Origin of the sequence: Kitasatospora sp. NPDC017646 (assembly GCF_044329365.1) — a bacterium.
Taxonomy (GTDB): Bacteria; Actinomycetota; Actinomycetes; order Streptomycetales; family Streptomycetaceae; genus Kitasatospora.
This window is the reverse complement of sequence record NZ_JBIRJC010000037.1, coordinates 1-25741: the sequence shown is the minus strand read 5'-3', so window position 1 is coordinate 25741 and position 25741 is coordinate 1. Positions and strand designations below refer to the sequence as shown.

Sequence of the window (25741 nt, the reverse complement as noted above, 5' to 3'; positions counted from 1 at the left end):
GTCAGCGGCTCACATCGGCAGTGAGCGCAGCCGCACCGGGCCCTCCGGCCACCCGGCGCCCGCCGCCAGCGGCCGCCACATGGTGCACAGCGGCATCACCGCCAGCCGCCCCTCCGGCTGTTCGACCGTCACCTCCTCGGCCACCTCACGGAAGCCGAGCCTCCGGTAGAACACGGCCAGCGGCGGGCGGCAGAACAGCAGCGCGTACCGGAAGCCGAGCGCGCGCCCGTGGTCCACGGCCGCTTCGACCACGGCGTGCGCCAGGCCCTCGCCCCGCCGCTCGGCCGCGACGCACACCCCGCCCACGCCTATCGCCTCCAGGTCGGTGCCGCCGACGGTGAGCGGGACGGGCAGCAGCCCGGTGTGGGCGGTCAGCCGGCCGTCGGCCGCCCGGATGCCGAAGTGGATCTCCTTGGGCCGGAAGGTCAGCCCGGTGTAGGCGACTCCGTACGGATCCTCGCCCGGGCCGAGGATCTCCTCCTGTTCGGCACGGGAGTAGCCCTCCATCCGCTCGACGGCCAGCGGTTCCGCAGAAAAACGATCATTCATCACTCCATGCTCCATTCCCAGCGGAGCAGCGTCCAAGTCCCGTCCCGACCACCTGGTACCGGCCACCTGATACCGGCCAGCCCGGCCAGAAGATCATCCCGGGAGGGCCCCGGTGTAGAAGCCCCTGCCCTCGGGCGGGCACGGCCTGGACGGCATGCGCACCCGCGCCGACGACCTCGGCGGCACCCTGCACGCCGGCCCGACCCCGGAGGGCGGCTTCGCCGTCCGGGCCCGCCTGCCGCTCACGGTGGCCTGAGCCCGGGGCGCCGGTCGGCGCTACGCGGCGGCCCGCTTCACCAGCTCCGCCCACACCTCGTCGACCCGCGCCGCCAACGCCTCCAGCGGCCCGCCGTTGTCGATCACCAGGTCGGCGATCGCCAGCCGGTCCGTGCGCGAGGCCTGGGCGGCCATCCGGGCCCGGGCCTCCTCCACGGCCATCCCGCGCAACCGCACCAGCCGCTCCAGCCGCACCTCGTCGTCGGCGTCGACCACCACGACCAGGTCGAACAGCGGGGCCAGTCCGTTCTCGGTGAGCAGCGGCACGTCGTGCACCACGACCGCGTCGGCTGCGGCCGCCGCCTCCAGTTCGGCGGAGCGGGCCCGCACCAGCGGGTGGACGATCGCGTTCAGCGCCCGGAGCTTCTCCGGATCGGCGAACACGATCGCCCCGAGGGCCGGTCGGTCCAGCGTGCCGTCCTCCCGCAACACCTGCGGGCCGAACTCGGCGACCACGGCCGCCAGGCCGTCCGTCCCGGGGGCGACCACCTCGCGGGCGATCAGGTCGGAGTCCACGATCACCGCGCCGTGCGCGGCGAACAGCCGGGACACCTCGCTCTTGCCCGCGCCGATGCCACCCGTCAGTCCGATCTTCAGCATGGCGTCAGGCTACCGGCGCGGCACCGGGACCGTCAGCCCAGCTCCAGGCTCTCGCTCTCCCCGAGCACCACCAGCTCCGCGCCGCCCACGCCCGGCCCGTCCGGCCCGAGCAGCCGGGTGGCCACCATCTGCCCGATCGGGCTGAGCGTCGCCTCGTGCACCGGGACGGCCCGGCGGGGGCCCGACTCCCGGACGTAGTCGATCACCTCGGAGGCCTTGCTCCACGGCGCCGCGAGCGGCAGCAGCAGGGTCTCCACGGCGTGCGGCGGCACGGTGAAGGCGTCGCCGGGGTGGAACAGCCGGCCGTCGAAGAGGAAGCCGATGTTCTTCACCCGCGGGACGTCCGGGTGGATCACCGCGTGCCACTCGCCGTGCACCGAGACGCCGACCCCGCCGATCTCGAAGGCGTCGCCCTCGCCGACCACGGTGACCCGCCGCCCGAGGCCCTCCAGCTGGGCGGCGACGGCGTCGTTGGTCCACACCCGCAGGACCGGGTCGGCCTCCAGCGCGGCGCGCAGCCCGGACTCCTCGAAGTGGTCCATGTGCTCGTGGGTGATCAGGACGGCGTCCACCCCGGCCAGTGCGGCGGGGTCGGTGAAGGCGCCGGGGTCGACGACCAGGGTGATGTCGTCGTGCTGGATGCGTACGCAGGCGTGTCCGAACTTCGTGATTCGCATGCTCAAAACCATACAGCATGACTGTACAGTTTTGCTGCATATCCTCCGGATAGACTTCTCCCATGACCAGCGACGCCCCACACGCCCCGCATCCGGACACCCTGGACCTCGCCGCCGACCTGCGCGCCGCCCTCGGCAGCCTGGTCCGCACCCTGCGCGACAACGACGACCTGCCGCCGAACCAGGCCGCCGTGCTCGGCCTGCTGGTCCGCGACGAACGCTCCTACACCGTCGCCGAACTCGCCGACCGCCGGCGCGTGCGCCACCAGTCGATGGCCCGCACCGTCGCGCTGATGACCGAATCCGGCCTGGTCGCCCAGCAGCCCCACCCCACCGACGGCCGCAAGCAGCTGATCGCCGCCACCGAGGCCGGCCGCGCCGCCCTGCTCGACCAGCGCGCCCGCCGCGAGCACCACATCGCCACCGCCATCGAGACCCGGCTCAGCACCGAGGAACGGGCCCAGCTGCGCGCGAGCGTCGAACTGCTCCAGCGCCTCAGCTGACCGTCACGCCACCAGCTCCGACCGCTGCGCCTCCACCTGCCCCTGCCCCTGCGTGGGGATCACCGGCTGCTCGATCTCCGGCAGGTCGACGTGCTCGCTCAGCCCGAACCGCCGGTGCAGCCGCCGCAGCGGGGCGGGCGCCCACCAGTTGAACTCGCCGAACAGGCTCATCGCGGCGGGCACCAGCAGGCAGCGGACCAGGGTGGCGTCCACCGCGACCGCCACGGCCAGCGCGATGCCCATCTGCTTGACCATGAGCATGTCCCCGAGCGCGAAGCCCGCGAAGACGATCACCATCAGCAGCGCCGCCGAGGTGATGATCCGACCGCTGCGCTGGACGCCCAGCTCCACCGCCCGGACACAGCCGTGCCCGCGCTGGGTCAGCTCCTTGATCCGGGAGAGCAGGAACACCTCGTAGTCCATCGACAGCCCGAAGGCGAAGGCGAAGACCAGCACCGGGATGAAGGTCTCCAGCCCGCCGGTCGGACTGAACCCGAGCAGGCCGCTGAACCACCCGTCCTGGAACACCAGGGTCAGCGCGCCGAGCGAGGCGCCCAGCGACAGCAGGTTCATCAGCAGCGCCTTGACCGGCATCACCACCGAGCCGGTCATCAGGAACAGCAGCACCAGCGTCCCGGCCGCGACCAGGCCGAGCGCCCACGGCCCGCGCGACAGCAGCTCGTCCTTGAAGTCCACCACCGAGGCCGCGCCGCCGGTGACGTACGTCCGCAGCCCGCCCCGGTCCGCGCGCAGCTCGTCCACCACCTGCTTGGCCGTGCCGCCCTGCGGGTCCCCGTGCACCAGCACGTCCACCGTCGATACCCCGTCGCCGACCGGCGTCACCGCCCGCACCCCGCTCACCCCGGGCAGCTTGGCGACCACGTCGTCCGCGTACGCCTGCGCCACCGGCGCCCCGCCCTCGACCACCACGGTGATCGGCGCGGCCGCGACCTGCGGGAAGCGGTGGTCGATGGTCTCGGCGACCTGCCGCCCGGCCGAGGAGGTGGGCAGCACGGCGGCTCCGGAGCTGCGCATCTCGGCGTGCAGGAAGGGGGCCCCGGCCGCCATCAGCAGCGCCACCGAGGCGAGGGTCACCGCCACCGCCCGCTTGCGGACCCGGCGGACGGTCCGGCTGAAGAAGCCCTCGTCCGGGACGGGCGCGGTGGGCGTCCTGATCCGCGAACCGGCGAAGCCGAGCAGCGCGGGGATCAGCGTCAGCGCGGCGGTGACCGCGATCACCACCACGCTCACCCCGGCCGCCGCGACGGCGCCCAGCACCGGGCTGGTGAAGACGAACAGGCCGGACAGCGCGACGGCCACGGTCAGTCCGGAGAAGGCGACGGTGCGTCCGGCGGTCGCGGCGGTGCGCTCGACGGCGGCGGCGATGCCCGCACCGTGGCCGCGTTCCTCGCGGAAACGATTCACCATGAGCAGCGCGTAGTCGATCGACAGTCCGAGCCCCAGCACGGTGGCGATCGGCAGCACGCTGGTGTCGATGTCCATGATCCGGCTGAACCCGAACATGGCCAGCAGCGCCCCGCCCACCGAGGCGACGGCGCCGATCACCGGCAGGGAGGCGGCGGCCAGGCCGCCGAAGACCAACACCATCACGACCAGGGTGAGCGGCAGGGTCACCATCTCGCCGAAGCGGGTGTCCTGCTCGGTCTGCTTCTTGACCTCCTGCTGGAGCACCAGGTCCCCGCCGACGGTCACGTGCGCCCCGCCCGTGCCGTCCAGCGCGGCGAGCCGGTGGGTGACCGCGTCGGTCTGGGCCGGGGTCGCGGTGGCGGCCATCCGTACGGTGACCAGGCCCGCCGTCCCGTCGGCGGCCCGCAGCGCGGCCGGGCCGGGGCCCGGGCCGTACGCGTCCTGGACGCCGGAGACCCCGGGCAGGGCGGCGATCCCGGCGGTTGCCTCCTGGACGGCGGTGCGCACGGCCGGGTCGTCCACCGGCTTGCCGTCCACCACCGCGGTCAGCGTGCCCTTGACCGGATCGGCCGCGGCGACCACCGCACTGCCCCGGTCGGCCTCGGCGGTGGCGGAGGAGGCCCCGGCCACCGACCCCTCGAAGACCCGGCCCCCGATCAGCACTCCGACGACCAGGACGACGGCCCAGAAGCCGAGCACCCAGCGGCGTTGGCGGAAGCAGAACCGGCCGATCGCGGCGAGCCGGCCGCCGACCACAGCGGTGGGGGCGGCGGTGGAGGGGTTGCGCATGGAGGAGCCTTTCGGGCAGTTCCACTCAATGTAGGTGCAACCCGAACTCCGGCCTATAGCAGGGCGATGAGCCTCATCTCACATTTCTCTACACATAAACCACACATAAGTCAAACCGGAAAACGAAGCCGCCGTCCCCCGCCCGGGAACGCGGAACGGGCCCCACCCGGACGAATCCGGATGGGGCCCGTTCCCTAGCTGTCAGCTAGCGGGGGGCGAGAGCCTCAGCTCTGGCCGCCGGCCAGCTTCTCGCGCAGGGCGGCCAGGGCCTCGTCGGAGGCCAGGGCGCCCGAGCCCTCGTCGCTGCTGGACGAGTAGGAGCCACCGGCGGCAGCGGCGACGGCGTCGCCACCCTCGGCAGCGGCCTCGGCGTCGGCCTCGCGGCTCTTGATGACCTGGGCCTGGTGCTGCTCGAAGCGGGCCTGCGCCTCGGCGTACTGGCGCTCCCACTCCTCGCGCTGCTTCTCGAAGCCGGGCAGCCAGTCGTTCGCCTCGGGGTCGAAGCCCTCCGGGTAGATGTAGTTGCCCTGGTCGTCGTACGAGGCGGCCATGCCGTACAGGGTCGGGTCGAACTCGACCTCGGCCGGGTTGGCACCCAGGGCCTCGTTGGCCTGCTTCAGCGACAGGCTGATGCGGCGACGCTCGAGGTCGATGTCGATGACCTTGACGAAGATCTCGTCGCCGACCTGGACGACCTGCTCCGGGATCTCGACGTGGCGCTCGGCCAGCTCGGAGATGTGGACCAGACCCTCGATGCCCTCGTCCACGCGGACGAACGCACCGAACGGAACCAGCTTGGTGACCTTACCCGGAACGACCTGGCCGATCTGGTGGGTACGGGCGAACTGCTGCCACGGGTCCTCCTGGGTCGCCTTCAGCGACAGGGAGACGCGCTCGCGGTCCATGTCGACGTCGAGAACCTCGACGGTGACCTCCTGGCCGACCTCGACGACCTCGGACGGGTGGTCGATGTGCTTCCAGGACAGCTCGGAGACGTGCACCAGGCCGTCGACGCCACCCAGGTCCACGAAGGCGCCGAAGTTGACGATCGAGGAGACGACGCCGGAGCGCACCTGGCCCTTCTGCAGGGTGGTGAGGAAGGTCTGGCGGACCTCGCTCTGGGTCTGCTCCAGCCAGGCACGGCGGGACAGGACCACGTTGTTGCGGTTCTTGTCCAGCTCGATGATCTTGGCCTCGAGCTCCTTGCCCACGTAGGGCTGGAGGTCGCGGACGCGACGCATCTCGACGAGCGAGGCGGGGAGGAAGCCGCGGAGGCCGATGTCGAGGATGAGACCACCCTTGACGACCTCGATGACGGTACCGGTGACGATGCCGTCCTCTTCCTTGATCTTCTCGATCGTGCCCCAGGCGCGCTCGTACTGAGCGCGCTTCTTGGACAGGATGAGACGACCCTCCTTGTCCTCCTTCTGGAGAACCAGGGCCTCGATGTTGTCACCGACGGCGACGACCTCGTGCGGGTCAACGTCGTGCTTGATCGAGAGCTCGCGGGACGGGATGACGCCCTCGGTCTTGTAACCGATGTCGAGGAGGACCTCGTCACGGTCGACCTTCACGATGACGCCCTCGACGATGTCGCCATCGTTGAAGTACTTGATGGTCTCGTCGATCGCGGCGAGGAACGCGTCCGCGTCGCCGATGTCGTTGACCGCGACCTGCGGGGTGGTGCTGAGGGAGGAGTCGGTGGGGCTCGTCATTAGGAAAAGGGCTCCGGTACGGACATGAAAGTCGTAGGTAATGCCACGCGGAGGGCCCGTATCGCTCCCACCGAAAGCCGGACAGCCAAGAGCACGGCGCACCGGGGATCCCGTGAACAACGAGAAACCGGCGTCCGTCTTGCGACCGTGGGGTCTTCGACAGATGCGAGCGCGACCTGCTCCGTCCGAGGCGCGCAGGCCCGCAGCGCAACTTGTAGCATACGGGGACGGCCAGGCACGGTCAACGCCAAGAGAGGCAAGACGGTGGAGCCCGGTACGGATCAGGCCATATCCTCCGATTGCGCACCTCGCGGTGGCGCCCGAAGGGGCCCTTCCCCGGATGCCACCGCCAGGATCCGGCCCTGAGACGGGCCGGTTCGCGGCAGCGGCGCTTCCGCACTCCATACCCTACGCGATGGGCATTGTCACCGTGGCCACCACCCCCCAGTCCTCCCTTCACGATCTTGACACCTCCGCCGAGGAGGTCGAGTCCGCCGAGGCGGCCGAGGAGGAGGGCGACGACGCGGTGCGGCGCTCGGCCGGCGTCGGGGAGAGCAGCCGGGCCAGCCGGCACTGGTGGGACCGCAACGCCGACGAGTACCAGGACGAGCACGGTGAGTTCCTCGGCGACGACCGCTTCACCTGGTGCCCCGAGGGCCTGGACGAGGCCGACGCCCGCCTCCTCGGTCCCGTCGAGGGCAAGGACGTGCTGGAGATCGGCGCCGGCGCCGCCCAGTGCTCCCGCTGGCTCGCCGCCCGCGGCGCCCGCCCCGTCGCCCTGGACATCTCGTACCGCCAGCTCCAACACTCCCGCCGGATCGACCTCGGCCGCGGCACCGCGCCCATCCCCGTCGTCCAGGCCGACGCCGCCGTCCTGCCCTTCGCCGACGCCTCCTTCGACCTCGCCTGCTCCGCGTACGGGGCCGTCCCGTTCAGCGCCGACACCGAACGCCTGATGCGCGAGGTCCACCGGGTGCTGCGACCCGGCGGGCGCTGGGTCTTCTCGGTCACCCACCCGATCCGCTGGGCGTTCCCCGACGAGCCCGGCGTCGAGGGGCTCACCGCGATCTCCTCCTACTTCGACCGCACCCCGTACGTCGAGCAGGACGAGCAGGGCCGCGCCACCTACGTCGAGCACCACCGCACCCTCGGCGACCGGGTCCGCGAACTCGTCGCCGCCGGCTTCCGGTTGGTCGACCTGGTCGAGCCCGAGTGGCCGGCCGGGCTGGAACAGGAGTGGGGCGGCTGGTCCCCGCTGCGCGGGCGGCTGATCCCGGGCACGGCGATCTTCGTCACCGAGCGGGGCTGAGCCGCTTGAACCCCGCGTGGCGCGAACTGCCCGTCCGCACCGCCCTGCCCGCCCTGCACGAGGCGCTGGACACGGACGGCACCGCCGTCCTCGCGGCACCGCCCGGCACCGGCAAGACGACGCTGGTGCCGCTCGCCCTGGCCGGGCTGCTCGACTCCGGCGCCCCGGTCCGGCGCGTGCTGGTCGCCGAGCCGCGGCGGCTCGCCGTGCGGGCGGCAGCGCGGCGGATGGCCTGGCTGCTCGGCGGGTCCGTCGGCGGCCGGGTCGGCCACACCGTGCGCGGGGAGCGCCGCGTCGGACCGGAGACGGTCGTCGAGGTGGTCACCACCGGCGTGCTGCTCCAGCGGTTGCAGCGCGACCAGGAACTGCCCGGCGTGGACGTGGTCGTCCTGGACGAGTGCCACGAACGGCACCTGGACGCCGACACCGCGCTCGCCTTCCTGCTGGACGTGCGGGCTGCGCTGCGGCCCGAGCTGCGGCTGGTCTGCGCCTCCGCCACCTCCGACACGGCGGCCTGGGCCGCACTCCTCGGTGGCGCCCCGGTGGTGGAGGCGTACGGAGTGTCCCACCCGGTCGACGTGGTGTGGGCGCCGCCGCCGCGCGCCGTCCGGCCCGCACACGGGACGCGGGTCGACCCGGCGCTGCTCGACCACGTCGCGGCCGTCGTGCGGCGGGCACTCGCCGAACGTGACGGCGACGTGCTCTGCTTCCTGCCGGGCGTCGGCGAGATCGCCCGCGTCGCCGGGCAGTTGTCCGACGTGGCGGCCGAAGTCCTGCAACTGCACGGCCGCGCCCCGCAGGCCGTCCAGGACGCCGCCCTCACCCCGTCCGCTTCGCGACGGGTCGTCCTCGCCACCGCCGTCGCCGAGTCCTCGCTCACCGTCCCCGGCGTCCGGGTCGTGGTCGACGCGGGCCTCGCCCGCGAACCGCGCACCGACCACGCCCGGGGGCTGGCCGGGCTCGTCACGGTACGGGCCTCGCTCGCCGCCGCCCGTCAGCGCGCGGGGCGCGCCGGACGTGAGGCTCCCGGCACCGTCTACCGCTGCTGGCACGAGGCCGAGGACGCCCGCGCCGCACGGTTCCCCACTCCCGAGATCGCGCTCGCCGACCTCACGTCGTTCGCCCTCCAGACCGCCTGCTGGGGCGACCCGGACGCCACCGGCCTCGCCCTGCCGGACGCCCCGCCCGCGGGGGCGATGGCTGCGGCCCGGCAGACCCTGGCCGCCCTCGGCGCCGTCGGCCCCGACGGACGTGCCACTCCACGCGGTACGCGGCTCGCTCGTACCGGACTGCATCCCCGGCTCGCCCGCGCCCTGGTCGACGGTGCTCCCGCCGTCGGCGCCCGCCGGGCGGCCGAGGTCGTCGCCCTGCTCTCCGAGGAACCCCCGCGCGCCCTCGGCGACGACCTCGGCGCAGTCTGGCGGGCGGTGCGTTCCTCCAGGGACCCGTACGCCTCGCGCTGGCGCGACGAAGTCCGCCGCCTCCTGCGCGCCACCTCCGACGAACCGGCCACCCCGCTACCCGACGCCACCGCCGCCGGCCTGGTCGTCGCCCTCGCCTTCCCCGAGCGCATCGCCCGCGCCCGGGTGGAGCGCCCCGCCCCCGGCGAGCGCAGCCCGTACCTGATGGCCTCCGGGACGGCTGCCGAGCTCGCCCCTGGCACCGCGCTGGGCGCCCTCCCCTGGCTCGCCGTCGCAGTCGCCGACCGCCCGGCGGGCTCGCACTCCGCCCGCATCCTGCACGCTGCGGCACTGGACGAGGACACCGCCCACCTCGCCGGAGCGCCGCTGCTCACCGCCCGCGAGGAGGTCCACTGGGACACCCGGCGCAACGATGTGGTCTCCCGCCGGGTCGAATCCCTCGGCTCCATCGAGCTCACCGAGCAGCCCCTTGACCGCCCCGACCGGGCTCTCGTCCGTGCCGCCCTCCTCGAAGGCCTCACTCGCGAAGGCGTGAGCACCCTGCTCACCTGGCCTTCCCCCGGCCTCCGCGAGCGCCTCGCCTTCCTCCACACCGCGATCGGCACCCCCTGGCCCGACGTCTCCGATGCCGCTCTCCTCGACCGCGCCGACGAGTGGCTGGAGCCCGAACTCTCCCGCGCCCGCCGCCGCAGCGACCTCGCGCGGATCGACACCACCTCCGCCCTCCAGCGCCTGCTCCCCTGGGCGAGCGGCGAAGCAGGCCGCCTGGACGAGCTGGCCCCCGAACGCATCACCGTGCCGTCCGGCTCGAAGACACGCGTCGACTACACCACCGAACGCCCGGTGCTCGCAGTCAAGTTGCAAGAACTCTTCGGCTGGACCAGAACCCCCGCCCTGGCCGCCGGCCGCGTCCCGCTGACCATTCACCTGCTCTCCCCCGCCGGTCGCCCCGCCGCCGTCACCGGCGACCTGGAGAGCTTCTGGCAGAACGGCTACCAAGCCGTCCGCGCCGAGCTGAGGGGCCGCTACCCCCGCCACCCCTGGCCCGAGGACCCGACGACGGCGGAAGCCACCCGCCGCACCAACGCCCGGAAGTAACTGCGCCGGGAAGTGACCGGCCTGGACACCGGACAGGAAGGACGCCCGTGCCGAAGCCGGGAGGACGAGGAACTCCTCTCCACCGCCCGCACCGGCCCCGCCGCCTTGCCCGCAGACGTGCCAGGGCGAAAATCCGAGGCAGAGCCGCACAGCCTCCTGCTACCGTGCGCCGGTGCCAGCGATCAGGGAGTTCCAAGTAACCTTCGACTGCGCGGAGCCCGAGCGCCTCGCTCGCTTCTGGTGTGAGGTGTTGGGCTACGTCGTACCGGCGCCACCGGCCGGATTCGCCACGTGGGACGACTACCGGCAGGCGCAGTCACCCGAGGAGCGGGACTCCTGGTCCGCCTGCGTCGATCCCTCAGGCGTGGGCCCGCGGCTGTACTTCCAGCGCGTTCCGGAAGGAAAGGCCGTCAAGAACCGGGTGCACCTCGATGTACGGGTCGGCACCGGCCTCGTGGGTGAGGAACGCCTCGCCGCACTCGAGGCCGAATGCGCACGACTGATCCCGCTCGGCGCGGTGCACGTGCAGACCCTGTACGACGGCAACGACGCGTGCATCCCGATGCTGGACATCGAGGGCAACGAGTTCTGCATCGACTGACTCGCACCACCTCCGGCTCCACGCACCGGAGATCCACAAGGGGCCCGAGAACCCGACCCTCCCGTCAGCGCGGAAGGTCGGCCGCGGAAACCGGCCCCCGCACAGGAATCCCACCGACTTCCTGTGCGGCACCCGTCGTCCTGACCGGCCAGGCCGATCGCGATGACTTCCCGCGCGAAGCCGTCCGACGTCCGGCGGGTGAACGCCCAGGACACCCGGCCCACCGACACAGCGGCCGTCGACGTCCGCTGCCGGAACGACCCGACCATCCCGGTCAGTCCCCACGCCCCGACCTGCCGAGCGGGTCGACAGCGTGAACGCAGACGTTGCCGGCGAACGAGTGCAACGTCGCAGGGCCGGCCCGACGTTGGACGCCCATCGAGGCCGGCCCGGCTACGGAAGCCGTCCCGTTCCCGGGGTGAGTGGCCTCGAAGTCCCTTACTGACAGCGGAATGTCCGCGGCAGCCCCCTCATCCGGCCCCTCGGATGTGGTCGTCTAGGCTGGCGCGGTGACTGATGAGCAGGAGCGGGTACGGCCGTCGGGAGTGTGGGCCACGGCGGTGGGAGTGGCCAGGGTGCGGGCGCTGGAGAGCGAGCGTGAGGACGCGCTGTTCCGCGACCCGCTGGCACGGGCCTTCGCCGCCGCGGGCGGCCTGTGGCCCTCCTCGCCGCTGCCCGATGACGAGGCCGCGCGGCGCCGCCGGCTGGCCGTGTCGTTCTCCATCGTCATCAGGACGAAGTTCCTCGACGACCTGCTGCGGCAGGCCTGCGCGTCCGGCGTCCGGCAGGTCGTGCTGCTCGGCGCCGGCATGGACAGCCGGGCCTTCAGGATGGACTGGCCCGCGGGCACCCGGCTGTTCGAGGTCGACACCGCCGCGCCACTGGACTTCAAGGCGTCGGTGCTGCGCCAGGAGCGGGCCGTCGCGGGCTGCGAGCGGATCACCGTCGCGGTGGATCTGCGCGAGGACTGGCCGGGCGCGCTGGCCGCCGCGGGGCACGACCCGGCGGCGCCGACCGTGTGGATCGCCGAAGGACTGCTGATCTATCTGCCCGCGGACGCGGTGGAGTTGCTGCTGGCCCGGATCGGCGCGCAGTCGGCGGCGGGCAGTCGGATGGGGCTCACGTTGGGCTCGCGCGGTGTGATCGAGCGCTTCGGCGCGGACGCCGCGCCGGGATCGGCGGCGTCCATGTGGGTCTCGGAGATGCCCGACGATCCGGTGAGCTGGCTGGCCGGGCACGGCTGGGAAGCCGACTGTCACACCCTGCGCGAACGCGCCGCCGCCTACGGCCGCCCGGTCAGTACCCCGCCGCAGCACGAGGAGCGGCCCGGCGGACTGATCTCGGCGGTCCGCCGGTAGAGCGCCTCCCGGTGACCGCGTCAGTGGGTGTGGTCGGGCCAGCCCGGTGTGGGGGTGCCCGTGGACTGACCCGGGCGCAGGATCGGGATGCCGGTCTGGACCGGGCCGCAGACCATGACCTTGGCCTCGCCGCGCGGGTAGCAGTCGCCCGAGCCGGGCTGCGGCTCGGTCCGGCAGTTGGTGCAGGGCACCGGGGCGGCGTCGTGCGGGTCCTGTCCCGCCGGGGCGGCCGGGGCCTTGGGCTTCGCGGCGGCCCCAGCGGCGCCCCCGCGGTACCCGTCCGTCATCGCCGCTCCCCCGGATCCGTGCCACGCCCCCTGCGCGACGGCCGGGCAGATCGTACCGGCGGGCCCGGACACTCCCCCGTCCGCACCTCGGGCGAGATCCGCCGTGCAGGAAGTCGGACGGGCCGACTTCCTGCGCCGGGCGAACCGGGGCCCACCTGCGGCCTCCCCCGGTAGAGGGCGGCTCCAGCACTCCAGGAGGATGTGACGCCGTCTTGCCGTCGGCGAGGCTGGGCACATGAGATTCGACGATCACCGGGTGGTCATCACCGCCGCCGGCCGCGACTTCGGCCGCACCCTGGCCATCCGTCTGGCGGACCTCGGCGCCGAGGTCTACCTCTCCGCCCGCACCCTCGCCGCCGCCGAGCGGGTCCGGGACGAGATCCGCGGCCGCGGGAACCAGCGTGTCCACGCCTTCGCCTGCGACCTGACGGATCCCGCCTCGATCCGCGGCTTCGCCGCTGGAGTGGGCAGGCACACCGGCCACATCGACGTGCTGATCAACAACGGTTCCCGCTACCTCGCCGGCCCGGACCTGCTGTCCGCCTCCGACGCCGACGTCGTCGACACGATCGCCTCCGGCGCCACCGGCACCGTCCTGACCGTGAAGCACTTCCTCCCCCTCCTGCTCAACTCGGCGCAGCCGGACGTGGTGACCATGGTCTCCGCCTGCGGAACCCCGGGGCATCACCGCTCGGACGCCCACGACTCCTTCTACGCGGCCAAGGGCGCCCAGGCCGGGTTCGTCGACATCCTCTCCAAGCGCCTACGGCCCCGGGGAGTACGGGTGATCTCCCTCTATCCGCCCGACTTCGACAACCCCGACCCCCTCACCGAGGAGTGGGAGACCACCCCGCGCGGGGCCGAGGACGCCCTCACCGCCCAGTCCCTCGTGGACTGCGTCCTCTTCGCGGTGTCCCAGCCCCGCGACTGCTTCATCAAGGCCTTCCACTTCGAGCAGGTCTGAGCCCATGCCCTGCCGAGGTCCGGCAGCGACAGGCCGCCGTCGAGTCCTCCTGCGCGGAGTCCGCCACGTTCGTCGCCATCGACGAAGCCGGCGGCTGGGTCGGGATCGCGGGCGTCGGGCCCCTCCCGGACGTCCCGGACCACGTTCACGTCCACTCGGTCTACGTGTCCCCGAAGCACCGCGGGCCGGCCGGCCCCGCCGCCGGCCCGGTGAGGGCGAGCATCCACCATGCCCGGGTCAACACCGACGTGCGGTGGCTGACCCTGGGCGTGCACGAGGGCAATACACGGGCGCTGGCGTTCTGACAGCGGCTCGGCTTCGAACTCACCGGCAAGGTGGTCCCGTACGGCCTCAACCCGGCCGAGAAACTGCTCATCCTGGGCTACCCGGACTTCCGGAGCCGTTCCCGGACCCCGGACCAGCCGTAGGCGAGGAGCCCTCCGACGGCCGCGCCCCGAGATCGACGGGCCCGGACGCTCCACGCGTCCGGGCCCGTCCGAAAAGCCGCCGTCAGTGCGCGGCGGCCTCCCAGTCGGCGCCGACGCCGACGGAGACGTCGAGCGGGGCGCGCAGCGGGTAGGCGCCGGCCATCTGCTCGCGGACGATGGCCTCGACCTGGTCGTGCTCGCCCGGGGCCAGTTCCAGCACGATTTCGTCGTGCACCTGGAGCAGCATCCGGGAGGTGAGCCCGGCGCCGCGCAGCGCCTCGTCCACCCGCAGCATGGCGATCTTGACGATGTCGGCGGCCGAGCCCTGGATCGGGGCGTTGAGGGCCATCCGCTCGGCCATCTCGCGGCGCTGGCGGTTGTCGCTGTTGAGGTCGGGCAGGTAGCGGCGGCGGCCGAGCAGGGTCTCGGTGTAGCCGGTGGCGCGGGCCTCCTCGACGACCCGGTGCAGGTAGTCGCGCACCCCGCCGAAGCGTTCGAAGTAGGTGTCCATCAGGCCCTGGGCCTCGGCCGGCTTGATGCCGAGCTGCTGGGAGAGCCCGTACGCGGACAGCCCGTACGCGAGGCCGTAGGACATCGCCTTGATCTTGCGGCGCATCTCGGCGTCGACGGCGGCGCCGGGGACCTCGAAGACCTGGGAGGCGACGGTGGTGTGGAGGTCCTCGCCGGTGGCGAAGGCCTCGATCAGTGCCTCGTCCTCGGAGAGGTGGGCCATGATCCGCAGTTCGATCTGGGAGTAGTCGGCGGTGAGCAGCGACTCGTATCCGGCGCCGACGACGAAGGCGCGGCGGATGGCGCGCCCCTCCTCCGTCCGGACGGGGATGTTCTGCAGGTTCGGGTCCTGCGAGGAGAGACGGCCGGTGGCGGCGACCATCTGGTTGAAGGTGGTGTGGATCCGGCCCTTGGGCGAGACCGTCTTGAGCAGGCCCTCGACGGTGGTGCGCAGCTTGGCCTGGTCGCGGTGGCGCAGCAGGATGACGGGCAGCTCGTTGTCGGTCTGGGTGGCCAGCCAGGTGAGCGCGTCGGCGTCGGTGGTGTAGCCGGTCTTGATCTTCTTGGTCTTGGGGAGGGCGAGTTCGCCGAAGAGGATCTCCTGGAGCTGCTTGGGCGAGCCGAGGTTGAACTCCCGCCCGGCGGCGGCGTGGGCCTCCTCGACGCAGCGCTGGATCTCGGCGGCGAACTGGGTCTCCAGCCGGGTGAGCCAGTCGCGGTCGGCGGCGATGCCGTAGCGCTCCATGCGGGCGAGCAGCGCGGCGATGGGCAGTTCCATGTCGTGCAGCAGCCCGGCGGCGCCGACCTCGGCGAGGCGGGTGTCGAAGAGCGCGGCGAGGTCGAGCACGGCGCGGGCCTGGAGCATGAGGGCCTGGGCGTGCGCGGTCGGGTCCTCCTCCGGTGCGTCGAAGGCGAGTTGGCCGCTCTCGGCGGCGGGGGCCGGGGTGAGGGAGCGGGCCAGGTACTCCTCGGCGAGCACCTCCAGGGTGAAGGTGCGGCGGCCGGGCTTCTCCAGGTAGGCGGCGAGCGCGGTGTCGGCGACGACCCCGGCGATGGTCCAGCCGCGTTCGGCGAAGGCGCGCATGACCTGCTTGGCGATGTGCAGGGCCTTGGGGGCGGCTGCGTCGGCGAGCCAGCCGGCGAAGGCCCGTTCGTCCTCCTCGGCGAGCAGCGCCGGGTCGAACCAGGCGGCCGACTCCCCTGCGGCGAGGGCGACTTCGGTGACCTCGCCGGTGCCGAGCGCCCACTGGTAGACGGCGGCGAGGGCGACGGTGGTCCTGCCGTCGGAGGCGTGCTCGCGCAGCCAGGCGGCGAGCGTGCCGGGGTCGGTGAGCAGTTCGCCGTCGACGTCGACGCCGGGGGCGAGTTCGACCTCCACCGTGGCCTCGCCGGCGGACGGGTCGATGCCGAAGACCCGGTCGCGGAAGTTCGCGTTGCGGAACTCCAGCGACTCCATCAGGGTGCCGACGGCGGCCTTGTCGAAGGGCCGGCGGGCCAGGTCGGCGACGCCCAGCGGGAGTTCGACGTCGCGGACCAGCTCGGTGAGCACCCGGTTGCGCTTGACCGAGTCGAGGTTGTCGCGCAGCTTCTCGCCGATCTTGCCCTTCACCTCGTCGGCGCGTGCGACCAGTTCGTCGAAGGAGCCGAACTGGTTGACCCACTTGGCGGCGGTCTTCTCGCCGACGCCGGGGATGCCGGGCAGGTTGTCGGACGGGTCGCCGCGCAGGGCCGCGAGGTCGGGGTACTGGCGCGGGGTGACGCCGTACTTCTCGGTGACCTTCTCCGGGGTGAAGCGGGTGAGCTCGGAGACGCCCTTGGTGGGGTAGAGCACGGTGACGTGGTCGGTGACCAGCTGGAGGGAGTCGCGGTCGCCGGTGACGATGTCGACGTCGTAGCCGGCCGCCTCGGCGGCGGTGGCCAGGGTGGCGATGATGTCGTCGGCCTCGAAGCCCTCGACGGTCATCCGGGGGATGTGCATGGCGTCGAGGAGTTCGCCGATCAGGCCGACCTGGCTGCGGAACTCGTCCGGCGTCTTGGCGCGGTTGGCCTTGTAGTCGGGGAACTCGGCGGAGCGGAAGGTCTGCCGGGAGAGGTCGAAGGCGACGGCGAGGTGGGTGGGCCGTTCGTCGCGGACGGTGTTGGCGAGCATCGAGGCGAAGCCGTAGACCGCGTTGGTGGGCTGGCCGGTGGAGGTGTTGAAGTTCTCCACGGGCAGGGCGTAGAAGGCCCGGTAGGCCATCGAGTGCCCGTCGAGCAGCATCAGCCGGGGCCGCGGACCGGCCCCGCCGTCACCCGTCGCACCCTTGTCCGTACTCTGCGTAGCCACGTCAACGTCCGTTCCTGCCGATTCCACTTCCGGCCACCGATCCTATGGCCCGGCACCGACAAAAGGGGCGCCGCGCCAGTGCGGGCACCGCCGCTACCGGCGAGTAGGACGGTCGTACGATCACAGGCAGCACGACGACGTGACACCCCCGAAGGAGTACCCCCATGACCGACGCGACTCCCGGCACCGCCCCCGTCCTGAAGGTCCCGCAGGACGTACTCGACCACTTCGCCAAGCTCGGGGTGAGCCCGGAGACCTTCTCCGGCGGCCACCTCGGCGAGAAGCTCGGCATCCGGATCGTCGAGGCCTCCGGCGACCGGGTGGTCGGCACCATGCCGGTGGAGGGCAACCAGCAGCCGTACGGGCTGCTGCACGGTGGTGCCTCCGCGGCGCTGGCCGAGACGCTCGGCTCGATCGGCGCGATGCTGCACGCCGGCCCGGGCCGGTACGCGGTGGGCGTGGACCTCAACGCCACCCACCACCGCTCGGCCACCTCCGGCCTGGTCACCGGGGTGGCGACGGCGGTGTTCAAGGGCCGCACGGCCGCCACGTACGAGATCGCGATCACCGACGACACCGGCAAGCGGGTCACCAGCTGCCGGCTGACCTGCATGCTGCGCGACCTGTAACGGGCGTACGGGCACGGCCCGTTCGGCACCGAGGCCATCAAGTCCCTTTCCCGTCCCCTTGTTTGACCTTCCGCCTCCGTGGGCAGGCGTTGGTCTGAGCAAGGGGGCGTCGGCATGTCCGGATGCGACCGACGCGTCCCCCACCCTTTCCTCCCCCTCCCGTAACTCAGCGTAACAAGCAGGAAATCCACGCATGTGACGGTTCCGTGGCCTCCAGGGGCCCCGGAGCCCCTTCGTCGCGCCCTCCTTGTCCGAAATGCGGACGTGCACGGTCGAAAGCAGCGCATCGGACACTCATGTCCGATTATCGACAGCGCCAGCTGCAACCCTCATTTCTGGCCCTTACATCCCTCCACCAGCGAGTAAACGCCCGGCAGTTCAGGGTCGGTCGAGCCGGAACGACCACATGCTGAGACAAATGCTCCGTGTGCTCATAACAAGAGAATCACAGCCTGGTCGCACCACTGCCCGAGCCGCCCCACGACATCTAGAGTCACGGCCAGTCACCGCGCCATCCGGAAAGGGCCCGGCCCTCCGCGCATCCCGGCTCCCGCCACTCGGCGCGGGCGCCTCCTGAACCGAAGGGGACCCTCGTGCGTCACCGTTCAGCAATTGTCGTGAGCATTGCCGTGATCGGCGCCCTCAGCCTCAGCGCCTGCGGCTCCCGCGGCGGGAAGTCCGGCGACAACGCCGGCAGCAAGGACAACAGCGCCGCCACCACCGTCGTGATCGGCGTCGACGCCCCGCTCACCGGCGACCTCTCCGCCCTGGGCCTCGGCATCCGCAACTCCGTCGACCTCGCCGTCAAGAACGCCAACGCCACCAACGAGGTCCCCGGCGTCAAGTTCGAGGTCAAGGCCCTGGACGACACCGCCAAGCCCGCCCCCGGCCAGCAGAACGCCACCCAGCTGGTCAGCGACTCCAAGGTCCTCGGCGTCGTCGGCCCCCTCAACTCCAGCGTGGCGCAGTCGATGCAGCAGATCTTCGACGACGCCGGCCTCACCGAGATCTCCCCCGCCAACACCGGCGTCGCCCTCAGCCAGGGCGAGAAGTGGGCCAGCGGCGACAAGAAGCGCCCCTTCAAGTCCTACTTCCGCACCGCCACCACCGACGCCGTCCAGGGCCCCTTCGCCGCCCAGTTCCTCTACAACGACGCCAAGAAGACCAAGGTCTTCCTGATCGACGACCAGAAGACCTACGGCGCCGGCCTCGCCGCCACCTTCAAGGGCCAGTTCACCAAACTCGGCGGCACCCTCGCCGGCGAGGAACACGTCAACCCCGACGACCGCGACTTCTCCGCCATCGTCACCAAGGTCAAGGCCTCCGGCGCCGACGCCGTCTACTACGGCGGCGAATACCCCGCCGCCGGCCCCCTCTCCCTCCAGCTCAAGGACGCCGGCGTCAACATCCCCCTGATGGGCGGCGACGGCATCCAGAGCGACGAGTTCATCAAGCTCAACCCCAAGAGCCAGGGCGACTTCGCCACCGCCGTCGGCCTGCCCGTCGAAACCCTCGACACCGCCAAGAAGTTCATCGCCGACTACAAGGCCGCCGGCTACAAGGACGCCTACGAGACCTACGGCGGCTACTCCTACGACAGCGCCTGGGCCATCATCGAAGCCGTCAAGAACGTCGTCGCCGCCAACAACGGCAAGCTGCCCACCAGCGACGCCCGCAAGACCGTCCGCGACGCCGTCCAGAAGGTCTCCTTCGACGGCGTCACCGGCAAGGTCTCCTTCGACGAGTTCGGCGACACCACCAACAAGCAGCTCACCGTCTACACCGTCAAGGACGGCAAGTGGGCGGTCGAGAAGTCCGGCACCTTCAACGGCTGACCGCCCCACCGGAACCCAGCACCAGCAGCACCACCAGCGCGCGGGGGCGCCACGAGTGCCCCCGCGCGCCCCCACATCCACCACCCACGCGGACACCCCAGAACGCACTACGGAGGCCCAGCGGTGCACGACCTACCGCAGCAGCTGGCCAACGGCCTGATCCTCGGCGCCCTCTACGGACTCGTCGCGATCGGCTACACGATGGTCTACGGCATCGTCCAGCTCATCAACTTCGCCCACGGCGAGATCGTCATGGTCGGCGGCTTCGGCGCCCTGACCGCCTACCTCGCCCTCCCCGGCGGCACCACCCTGTGGCTGGCCCTGCCACTCATGCTGATCGCCGGCATCCTGGTCTCCACCCTCACCGCCGTCGCCGCCGAACGCTTCGCCTACCGGCCGCTGCGCAACGCCCCCCGGCTCGCCCCCCTGATCACCGCCATCGGGCTGTCCATCTTCCTCCAGCAACTCGTCTTCTCCTTCTACCCCGACGCCAAGAAGGCCCGGGTCTTCCCCAAGATCCCCGGCGACCCCTTCAGCCTCGGCTCCGTCACCGTCCAGCGCAGCGACCTCTTCCTGATCATCGCCGCCCCCCTGTGCATGCTCGCCCTCGGCTGGTTCGTCACCCGCACCCGCTCCGGCCGCGCCATGCAGGCCACCAGCCAGGACCCCGACACCGCGAAACTGATGGGGATCGACACCGACCGCATCATCGTCATGGCCTTCGCCATCGGCGCCGCGTTCGCCGCCGTCGCCGCCGTCGCCTACGGACTGCGCAGCGGCCAGGTCGACTTCCGCATGGGCTTCATCCTCGGCCTCAAGGCCTTCACCGCCGCCGTCCTCGGCGGCATCGGCAACATCTACGGAGCCATGCTCGGCGGCCTCGCCCTCGGCCTCGCCGAAGCCCTCGCCACCGGCTACATCCAGCACCTGCCCGGCATGCACCTCTTCGGAGGGGGCGCCTGGAAGGACGTCTGGGCCTTCGTACTCCTCATCCTCGTGCTCCTCGTCCGGCCCCAGGGCCTGCTCGGCGAGCGCGTCGCGGACAGGGCGTGACCACCATGACCACCACCAGAACCGAGACCACCCCGGTCATCCCCCTGCCCGCCACCGCCGCCACCGCCCTCACCGGCCTCGGCGCCCTCTCCGTCGCCGCCTCCGCCGCCATGTCCTGGACCTGGACCAGCGACTTCCCCGGCGACCTCACCTACTACGGCTCCCCCGCCGGCCTCCAATGGCTCGCCGTCGCCGCGGGCGTCCTCACCCTCGCCCTGCTGCTCGCCGTCCACGGCACCCCCGGCCTGCGCTGGGCCGCCCCCACCCGCAGCAACAACGCCGTCCTGTACGCCGCCACCGGCTCCTTCGCCGTCGCCGCCTACTCCGTCGCCGCCATCTCCACCGAACTCGGCGGCCTCGCCAACCTCGAACCCGGCGGCTGGGTCCTCGCCGCCGGCGGCCTGCTCGGCGTCCTCGGCGCCCTCGGCCTCCCCCTCGACCGGCGCACCCACGTACCACTGCGCACCCTCGACAAGCGGCTCTTCCTCCTCCTGCCCGCCGCCCCCGTCGGCTGGATCGCCGCCCACGCCATCCCCGGCGACAAGCCCGTCGCCCCCGTCATGACCGCCCTGTCCGGCGCCCTCGCCATCGCCGCCGGCGCCGTCCTCCTCCTCCAGCTCGGCCACCTCGCCAACAGCCGGCTGCGCCTCGGCAAGATCGACCGCCCCCTGCCCACGCCCCGCGAACTCCCCTCCTGGGTGGAGGTCCTGCTCATCGTGGCGGCCTTCGGCGTCGGCTCCTACGCGATCACCTTCGGCATCGACACCGACTACGGCGAGCTCTTCATCGGATACCTGCTGCTCGTCGCCTTCGTGATCGCCGCGCTCGCCGGCTCGGGCCTGCTGAGCAGACTGCGTGCACTGACCCTCAAGTACCGCCCGGTCACCACCGGCGCCGCCTTCGCCGCCGCCGCCAGCTTCCCGTTCCAGACCGGCGAGCAGTACGCCTCGGTCGCCACCAACATCCTGATCTTCGCCACCGTCGCCCTCGGCCTCAACATCGTCGTCGGCCTGGCCGGCCTGCTCGACCTCGGATACGTCGCCTTCCTCGGCGTCGGCGCCTACGCCGCCGCCCTGGTCTCCGGCTCCCCCGCCTCACCTATCCACGTCCAGCTGCCGTTCTGGGCCGCGGTGATCGTCGGCGCCGCCGTCTCCATGGTCTTCGGCGTCGTGATCGGCGCCCCCACCCTGCGCCTGCGCGGCGACTACCTCGCCATCGTCACCCTCGGCTTCGGCGAGATCTTCCGCATCACCATGCAGAACCTCAACGGGACCACCGGCCCCAACGTCACCAACGGCTCCAACGGCATCCCCCGCATCCCCGAACTGAACGTCTTCGGCTTCGACTTCAGCCAGACCCACGCCCTCGGCGGCCTCCAGATCGGCCGCTTCGGCAACTACTACCTGCTGATGCTGCTCGTCACCGCCCTCGTCGTCCTGGTCTTCGCACGCGTCGGCAACTCCCGCATCGGCCGCGCCTGGATCGCCATCCGCGAGGACGAGACCGCCGCCGAAGCCATGGGCATCAACGGCTTCCGCCTCAAACTCCTCGCCTTCGCCCTCGGCGCCTGCCTCGCCGGCGTCGCCGGCACCGTCCAGGCCCACGTCACCTACACCGTCACCCCCGACCAGTACACCTTCGCCGACGCCCTGCCCCCCAACTCCGCCTTCCTCCTCGCCGCCGTCATCCTCGGCGGCATGGGCACCATCAGCGGCCCGCTCGCCGGCGCCACCCTCCTCTTCCTCATCCCGAAGAAGCTCGAATTCCTCTCCGACTACCAGCTCCTCGTCTTCGGCGCCGCCCTCATCGTCCTGATGCGCGTCCGCCCCGAAGGCCTCATCCCCAACCGGCGCCGGCAACTCGAGTTCCACGAAGCCGACGAGCCGGCCCAACCCACCGGCGACGACCACACCACCGCACTCACCAAGGCAGGGGCGTGACCCGCCAGATGACCACCACCGCTGCGCCCCTGCTCGACGTCACCGGCGTCACCATGCGATTCGGCGGCCTCACCGCCGTCAACGACGTCTCCCTCACCGTCGGCGAAGGCGAGATCATCGGCCTCATCGGCCCCAACGGCGCCGGCAAGACCACCTTCTTCAACTGCCTCACCGGCCTGTACGTCCCCACCGAAGGCGCCGTCCGCTACCGCGGCACCGTCCTGCCCCCCAAACCCCACCTCGTCACCCAGGCCGGCATCGCCCGCACCTTCCAGAACATCCGGCTCTTCGCCAACATGACCGTCCTGGAGAACGTCCTCGTCGGCCGCCACACCCGCACCAAGGAAGGCATCTTCTCCGCCATCCTCCGCCTTCCCCGCTACAAGAACGCCGAAGCCGAGAGCCGCGAGAAGGCCATGGAACTCCTCGCCTTCACCGGCCTCGCCGACAAGGCCGACCACCTCGCCCGCAACCTCCCCTACGGCGAACAGCGCAAGCTGGAGATCGCCCGCGCCCTCGCCTCCGACCCCGGCCTGCTGCTCCTCGACGAACCCACCGCCGGCATGAACCCCCAGGAGACCCGGGCCGCCGAGGAACTCGTCTTCGCCATCCGCGACAAGGGCGTCTCCGTCCTCGTCATCGAGCACGACATGCGGTTCATCTTCAACCTCTGCGACCGCACCGCCGTGCTCGTCCAGGGCCAGAAGATCGTCGAGGGCGACCGCGCGACCGTCCAGAACGACGAACGCGTCATCAGCGCCTACCTCGGCGCCCCGCTCGAAGGCAGCACCCCCGCCGTTCCGGAGACCGTTACGGAGACCGACCAGTGACCGCACTCCTCGAGGTCGAGGACCTCCGCGTCGCCTACGGCAAGATCGAAGCCGTCAAGGGCATCAGCTTCACCGTCAACCAGGGCGAGGTCACCACCCTCATCGGCACCAACGGCGCCGGCAAGACCACCACCCTGCGCACCCTCTCCGGCCTCCTCAGACCCACCGCCGGCCGGATCACCTTCGACGGCCAGGACCTGAGCACCGTCCCCGCGCACAAGATCGTCGCCCTCGGCCTCGCCCACTCCCCCGAAGGCCGGCACATCTTCCCCCGCATGACCATCGAGGAGAACCTCCTCCTCGGCGCCTTCCTGCGCACCGACGCGGCCGGCATCGCGGCGGACGTGGAACGGGCCTACTCGCTGTTCCCCATCCTCGGGGAGCGCCGCCGCCAGGCCGCCGGGACGCTCTCCGGCGGCGAACAGCAGATGCTCGCCATGGGCCGGGCCCTGATGTCCCAGCCCAAGCTGCTCATGCTGGACGAGCCCTCGATGGGGCTCTCCCCGCTGATGATGCAGAAGATCATGTCCACCATCGTCGAGCTCAAGGCGAGCGGCACGACCATCCTGCTGGTCGAGCAGAACGCCCAGGCCGCCCTGTCCCTCTCCGACCGCGGCTACGTCATGGAGACCGGCCGCGTCGTCCTCTCCGGGACGGGCGCGGACCTCCTCCACGACGAGTCCGTCCGCAAGGCGTACCTCGGCGAGGACTGACCCGCCCTACGCGAGGAGGGCCCGGCAGAAACGTTCTGCCGGGCCCTCCTCATGTCGCCTGGTCCGTACTACTCGGACGTGCCCTCTCCCGCCTTCTTGCGGTCCTGGGCCTCGCCCTCCTCGATGACCGCCTCGGCCACCGCCGCCATCGTCATCCGGCGGTCCATCGAGGTCTTCTGGATCCACCGGAAAGCCGCCGGCTCCGACAGCCCGAACTTGGTCTGCAGCACACCCTTCGCCCGGTCCACCAGCTTCCGGGTCTCCAGCCGCTGGGTGAGATCCCCGATCTCCTTCTCCAGCGCCCGCATCTCGGTGTACCGCGACACCGCCATCTCGATCGCCGGCACCAGGTCCGACTTCGAGAACGGCTTCACGATGTACGCCATCGCCCCGGCGTCCCGGGCCCGGTCCACCAGCTCCCGCTGCGAGAACGCGGTGAGCATCAGAACGGGCGCAAGGTGCTTCTCGTGGATCTGCTCGGCGGCGGAGAGGCCGTCCAGGACCGGCATCTTCACGTCGAAGATCGCCAGATCCGGCTTCAGCTCCTCCACGAGCCGTACCGCCGTCTCCCCGTCCCCCGCTTCGCCGACGACGGTGTACCCCTCCTCCTCCAGCATCTCCTTGAGGTCGAGGCGGATCAGCGCCTCGTCCTCGGCGATCACGATCCGGGTGATCTGGGGCGAATCGGTCTCAAGCGGCTGTGCCTGCTCGTCGGCGGTGCTCACGGGGCTCCTAGTTCCGGCGGGGTACTGCATGCACGAGGGTACCTAGCTGCGCTCGACGGTGCTCACAGGGTATCCTTCACGGGCGCAAGCCAGCCGGGTTGGTGGAAGGGCAGACACGATCGCCTCAAAAGCGATTGCCCGAAAGGGCGTGTGGGTTCGAATCCCACACTCGGCACCAGAATTTCCTCGTATTCCCAGTTGCAGGAAATTCACCTCATCTAGTGGATCAGCGTCAACGCGTCCCCCATCCAGCAGCACACGTCTCAATGTGGCGCACATGACCACTCTCTCTGTGCGCGACCAGGCTGTCCACCTCCTCCGCCGAGGCATCAGCAATGCCGAGGTGGCCCGCCGCCTCCGCGTCCCAAAGGGCACGGTCTCCTGGTGGAAGCACCAGGATCTCGCCAAACGCAACGAGCTTCCCGGCCGTAAGCGCTCCGCGTGTATGCACTGCTACGGCGACGAGCTGAACCGCCCTGCCTACGCCTATCTGCTTGGGCTCTACCTCGGTGACGGCCACATCCTCCTGCCCAACGAGTACCGCAGGACCCAAAGCCTCCAGATCACCTGCGACGACAAGTGGCCAGGAATCCAGGACTCCGTCGAGCAGACCATGCGTCAGGTGCTCCCCAACAACAAGCCTTGCCGGGTGCGGCGCACTGGTTGCCACGACATAAAGGTCTATTCGAATCATCTGACCTGTCACTTCCCCCAGCACGGACCCGGCAAGAAGCACGAGCGCACCATAGCCCTGGCGCCGTGGCAGCAGGAGATCGTCGACGCCCATCCTTGGGAGTTCCTGCGAGGCCTCATCCACTCCGACGGCTGCCGCATCACCAACTGGGCGACCAAGACCGTCGACGGCGTGGTCCGCCGCTACGAGTACCCACGTTATTTCTTCACCAACACGTCGACCGACATCATCGGCCTCTTCACCGCCACCCTGGACGCCGTCGGCGTGCAGTGGAAGGCCTCGATCCCGCGCCCCACCGGCGGGATCAACATCTCCGTCGCCCGCAAGGACTCCGTCGCCCTCATGGACGCCCACATCGGCCCCAAGTACTGACAGCGGCGCGGGGCGGGCCCCGGAGGGGCGCGCCCCCCCCGGGGCCGCCCAGGGGCACCCGCCCCCCCCGGGGGGCGCCGGCGCGGGTGGTGGGGGCGGCGGGGCCGGGCG

At 71.5% G+C, this 25741-nt stretch carries 22 protein-coding genes and 1 tRNA gene; 15 read left to right on the top strand and 8 right to left on the bottom strand.

Annotation, left to right across the window (positions count from 1 at the left end; genetic code table 11):
• Window positions 1-9 precede the first annotated feature (9 nt).
• The 3 genes from ACH4J0_RS34440 to ACH4J0_RS34430 all read right to left on the bottom strand — a co-directional run bounded on the left by ACH4J0_RS34440 (window position 10) and on the right by ACH4J0_RS34430 (window position 2102).
• Window positions 10-549 carry a GNAT family N-acetyltransferase gene (locus ACH4J0_RS34440; RefSeq protein WP_396244995.1) on the bottom strand — a complete coding sequence of 180 codons (540 nt, stop codon included), beginning with the start codon at window positions 547-549 and terminating at the stop codon, window positions 10-12.
• Between the two features lie 276 nt (window positions 550-825).
• On the bottom strand, window positions 826-1425 hold the full coding sequence (gene coaE, locus ACH4J0_RS34435) for a dephospho-CoA kinase (RefSeq protein WP_396244993.1): 600 nt from the start codon (window positions 1423-1425) through the stop codon (window positions 826-828).
• Window positions 1426-1457: 32 nt separating this feature from the next.
• Complete coding sequence (locus tag ACH4J0_RS34430; protein WP_396244992.1) at window positions 1458-2102, bottom strand: MBL fold metallo-hydrolase; 645 nt, start codon at window positions 2100-2102, stop codon at window positions 1458-1460.
• Between the two features lie 62 nt (window positions 2103-2164).
• Here ACH4J0_RS34430 and ACH4J0_RS34425 point away from each other — a divergent pair, with 62 nt between their 5' ends.
• Window positions 2165-2605: a MarR family winged helix-turn-helix transcriptional regulator gene (locus tag ACH4J0_RS34425; protein WP_396244990.1), complete on the top strand. Its 441-nt coding sequence runs from the start codon at window positions 2165-2167 to the stop codon at window positions 2603-2605.
• 3 nt (window positions 2606-2608) lie between these two features.
• Here ACH4J0_RS34425 and ACH4J0_RS34420 read toward each other — a convergent pair whose 3' ends face one another.
• Both ACH4J0_RS34420 and rpsA read right to left on the bottom strand, forming a co-directional pair.
• On the bottom strand, window positions 2609-4822 hold the full coding sequence (locus ACH4J0_RS34420; protein WP_396244988.1) for an MMPL family transporter: 2214 nt from the start codon (window positions 4820-4822) through the stop codon (window positions 2609-2611).
• Window positions 4823-5046: 224 nt separating this feature from the next.
• A complete protein-coding gene (rpsA, locus tag ACH4J0_RS34415; protein ID WP_238740199.1) occupies window positions 5047-6537 on the bottom strand; it encodes a 30S ribosomal protein S1 in 1491 nt (496 codons plus the stop codon).
• 415 nt (window positions 6538-6952) lie between these two features.
• On the opposite strand from rpsA, the gene ACH4J0_RS34410 reads away from it, so the two are divergent.
• The 4 genes from ACH4J0_RS34410 (at window position 6953) to ACH4J0_RS34395 (ending at window position 12324) form a co-directional block, all read left to right on the top strand.
• The gene (locus tag ACH4J0_RS34410) at window positions 6953-7846 is read left to right on the top strand and encodes a class I SAM-dependent methyltransferase (protein ID WP_396244987.1); all 894 of its coding nucleotides are present in this window, start codon (window positions 6953-6955) and stop codon (window positions 7844-7846) included.
• Between the two features lie 5 nt (window positions 7847-7851).
• Window positions 7852-10365 (top strand): ATP-dependent helicase HrpB, encoded by a 2514-nt coding sequence (gene hrpB / locus ACH4J0_RS34405; RefSeq protein WP_396244986.1) that lies wholly within the window; start codon window positions 7852-7854, stop codon window positions 10363-10365.
• A 172-nt stretch (window positions 10366-10537) separates the two neighbouring features.
• The gene (locus tag ACH4J0_RS34400; RefSeq protein ID WP_396244985.1) at window positions 10538-10966 is read left to right on the top strand and encodes a VOC family protein; all 429 of its coding nucleotides are present in this window, start codon (window positions 10538-10540) and stop codon (window positions 10964-10966) included.
• Window positions 10967-11511: 545 nt separating this feature from the next.
• A complete protein-coding gene (locus ACH4J0_RS34395) occupies window positions 11512-12324 on the top strand; it encodes a class I SAM-dependent methyltransferase (RefSeq protein ID WP_396245047.1) in 813 nt (270 codons plus the stop codon).
• Window positions 12325-12344: 20 nt separating this feature from the next.
• Here ACH4J0_RS34395 and ACH4J0_RS34390 read toward each other — a convergent pair whose 3' ends face one another.
• Window positions 12345-12611, bottom strand: coding sequence for a hypothetical protein (locus ACH4J0_RS34390; RefSeq protein ID WP_396244984.1), 267 nt, complete (start codon window positions 12609-12611; stop codon window positions 12345-12347).
• A gap of 235 nt (window positions 12612-12846) precedes the next feature.
• Here ACH4J0_RS34390 and ACH4J0_RS34385 point away from each other — a divergent pair, with 235 nt between their 5' ends.
• A complete protein-coding gene (locus ACH4J0_RS34385; RefSeq protein ID WP_396244982.1) occupies window positions 12847-13575 on the top strand; it encodes an SDR family oxidoreductase in 729 nt (242 codons plus the stop codon).
• Window positions 13506-13880 carry a GNAT family N-acetyltransferase gene (locus tag ACH4J0_RS34380; RefSeq protein WP_396245046.1) on the top strand — a complete coding sequence of 125 codons (375 nt, stop codon included), beginning with the start codon at window positions 13506-13508 and terminating at the stop codon, window positions 13878-13880. Before ACH4J0_RS34385 ends, ACH4J0_RS34380 begins: the two co-directional genes overlap by 70 nt.
• A gap of 205 nt (window positions 13881-14085) precedes the next feature.
• On the opposite strand, the gene polA is transcribed toward ACH4J0_RS34380, so the two are convergent.
• Entirely contained in the window at window positions 14086-16773 is a 2688-nt protein-coding gene (gene polA, locus ACH4J0_RS34375; RefSeq protein WP_396245045.1) for a DNA polymerase I, read from the bottom strand.
• Window positions 16774-17003: 230 nt separating this feature from the next.
• On the opposite strand from polA, the gene ACH4J0_RS34370 reads away from it, so the two are divergent.
• The 6 genes from ACH4J0_RS34370 to ACH4J0_RS34345 all read left to right on the top strand — a co-directional run bounded on the left by ACH4J0_RS34370 (window position 17004) and on the right by ACH4J0_RS34345 (window position 23839).
• Complete coding sequence (locus tag ACH4J0_RS34370) at window positions 17004-17468, top strand: PaaI family thioesterase (RefSeq protein ID WP_396244980.1); 465 nt, start codon at window positions 17004-17006, stop codon at window positions 17466-17468.
• Between the two features lie 593 nt (window positions 17469-18061).
• Window positions 18062-19303, top strand: coding sequence for a branched-chain amino acid ABC transporter substrate-binding protein (locus ACH4J0_RS34365; RefSeq protein ID WP_396244979.1), 1242 nt, complete (start codon window positions 18062-18064; stop codon window positions 19301-19303).
• Window positions 19304-19426: 123 nt separating this feature from the next.
• Complete coding sequence (locus ACH4J0_RS34360) at window positions 19427-20356, top strand: branched-chain amino acid ABC transporter permease (RefSeq protein ID WP_030281863.1); 930 nt, start codon at window positions 19427-19429, stop codon at window positions 20354-20356.
• 5 nt (window positions 20357-20361) lie between these two features.
• Window positions 20362-22296: a branched-chain amino acid ABC transporter permease gene (locus ACH4J0_RS34355; protein ID WP_396244977.1), complete on the top strand. Its 1935-nt coding sequence runs from the start codon at window positions 20362-20364 to the stop codon at window positions 22294-22296.
• A gap of 8 nt (window positions 22297-22304) precedes the next feature.
• Complete coding sequence (locus tag ACH4J0_RS34350) at window positions 22305-23126, top strand: ABC transporter ATP-binding protein (RefSeq protein WP_396245044.1); 822 nt, start codon at window positions 22305-22307, stop codon at window positions 23124-23126.
• Window positions 23123-23839 carry an ABC transporter ATP-binding protein gene (locus ACH4J0_RS34345; RefSeq protein WP_396244975.1) on the top strand — a complete coding sequence of 239 codons (717 nt, stop codon included), beginning with the start codon at window positions 23123-23125 and terminating at the stop codon, window positions 23837-23839. The genes ACH4J0_RS34350 and ACH4J0_RS34345 overlap by 4 nt, the downstream gene beginning before the upstream one ends.
• 68 nt (window positions 23840-23907) lie before the next feature.
• On the opposite strand, the gene ACH4J0_RS34340 is transcribed toward ACH4J0_RS34345, so the two are convergent.
• On the bottom strand, window positions 23908-24594 hold the full coding sequence (locus ACH4J0_RS34340) for an ANTAR domain-containing response regulator (protein ID WP_396244974.1): 687 nt from the start codon (window positions 24592-24594) through the stop codon (window positions 23908-23910).
• A 62-nt stretch (window positions 24595-24656) separates the two neighbouring features.
• On the opposite strand from ACH4J0_RS34340, the gene ACH4J0_RS34335 reads away from it, so the two are divergent.
• A tRNA-Leu gene (locus ACH4J0_RS34335) sits at window positions 24657-24742 on the top strand.
• Window positions 24743-24841: 99 nt separating this feature from the next.
• Window positions 24842-25630 (top strand): helix-turn-helix domain-containing protein, encoded by a 789-nt coding sequence (locus ACH4J0_RS34330; protein WP_396244972.1) that lies wholly within the window; start codon window positions 24842-24844, stop codon window positions 25628-25630.
• Window positions 25631-25741 lie beyond the last annotated feature (111 nt).

Bases quoted from the DNA above. Each gene is read 5' to 3' on its own strand.
- ACH4J0_RS34440 (WP_396244995.1), bottom strand. From the start codon at position 549: ATGAATGATCGTTTTTCTGCGGAACCGCTGGCCGTCGAGCGGATGGAG.
- coaE (WP_396244993.1), bottom strand. From the start codon at position 1,425: ATGCTGAAGATCGGACTGACGGGTGGCATCGGCGCGGGCAAGAGCGAG.
- ACH4J0_RS34430 (WP_396244992.1), bottom strand. From the start codon at position 2,102: ATGCGAATCACGAAGTTCGGACACGCCTGCGTACGCATCCAGCACGAC.
- ACH4J0_RS34425 (WP_396244990.1), top strand. From the start codon at position 2,165: ATGACCAGCGACGCCCCACACGCCCCGCATCCGGACACCCTGGACCTC.
- ACH4J0_RS34420 (WP_396244988.1), bottom strand. From the start codon at position 4,822: ATGCGCAACCCCTCCACCGCCGCCCCCACCGCTGTGGTCGGCGGCCGG.
- rpsA (WP_238740199.1), bottom strand. From the start codon at position 6,537: ATGACGAGCCCCACCGACTCCTCCCTCAGCACCACCCCGCAGGTCGCG.
- ACH4J0_RS34410 (WP_396244987.1), top strand. From the start codon at position 6,953: ATGGGCATTGTCACCGTGGCCACCACCCCCCAGTCCTCCCTTCACGAT.
- ACH4J0_RS34390 (WP_396244984.1), bottom strand. From the start codon at position 12,611: ATGACGGACGGGTACCGCGGGGGCGCCGCTGGGGCCGCCGCGAAGCCC.
- ACH4J0_RS34385 (WP_396244982.1), top strand. From the start codon at position 12,847: ATGAGATTCGACGATCACCGGGTGGTCATCACCGCCGCCGGCCGCGAC.
- polA (WP_396245045.1), bottom strand. From the start codon at position 16,773: ATGCTGCTCGACGGGCACTCGATGGCCTACCGGGCCTTCTACGCCCTG.
- ACH4J0_RS34370 (WP_396244980.1), top strand. From the start codon at position 17,004: ATGACCGACGCGACTCCCGGCACCGCCCCCGTCCTGAAGGTCCCGCAG.
- ACH4J0_RS34355 (WP_396244977.1), top strand. From the start codon at position 20,362: ATGACCACCACCAGAACCGAGACCACCCCGGTCATCCCCCTGCCCGCC.
- ACH4J0_RS34350 (WP_396245044.1), top strand. From the start codon at position 22,305: ATGACCACCACCGCTGCGCCCCTGCTCGACGTCACCGGCGTCACCATG.
- ACH4J0_RS34340 (WP_396244974.1), bottom strand. From the start codon at position 24,594: ATGCAGTACCCCGCCGGAACTAGGAGCCCCGTGAGCACCGCCGACGAG.
- ACH4J0_RS34330 (WP_396244972.1), top strand. From the start codon at position 24,842: ATGACCACTCTCTCTGTGCGCGACCAGGCTGTCCACCTCCTCCGCCGA.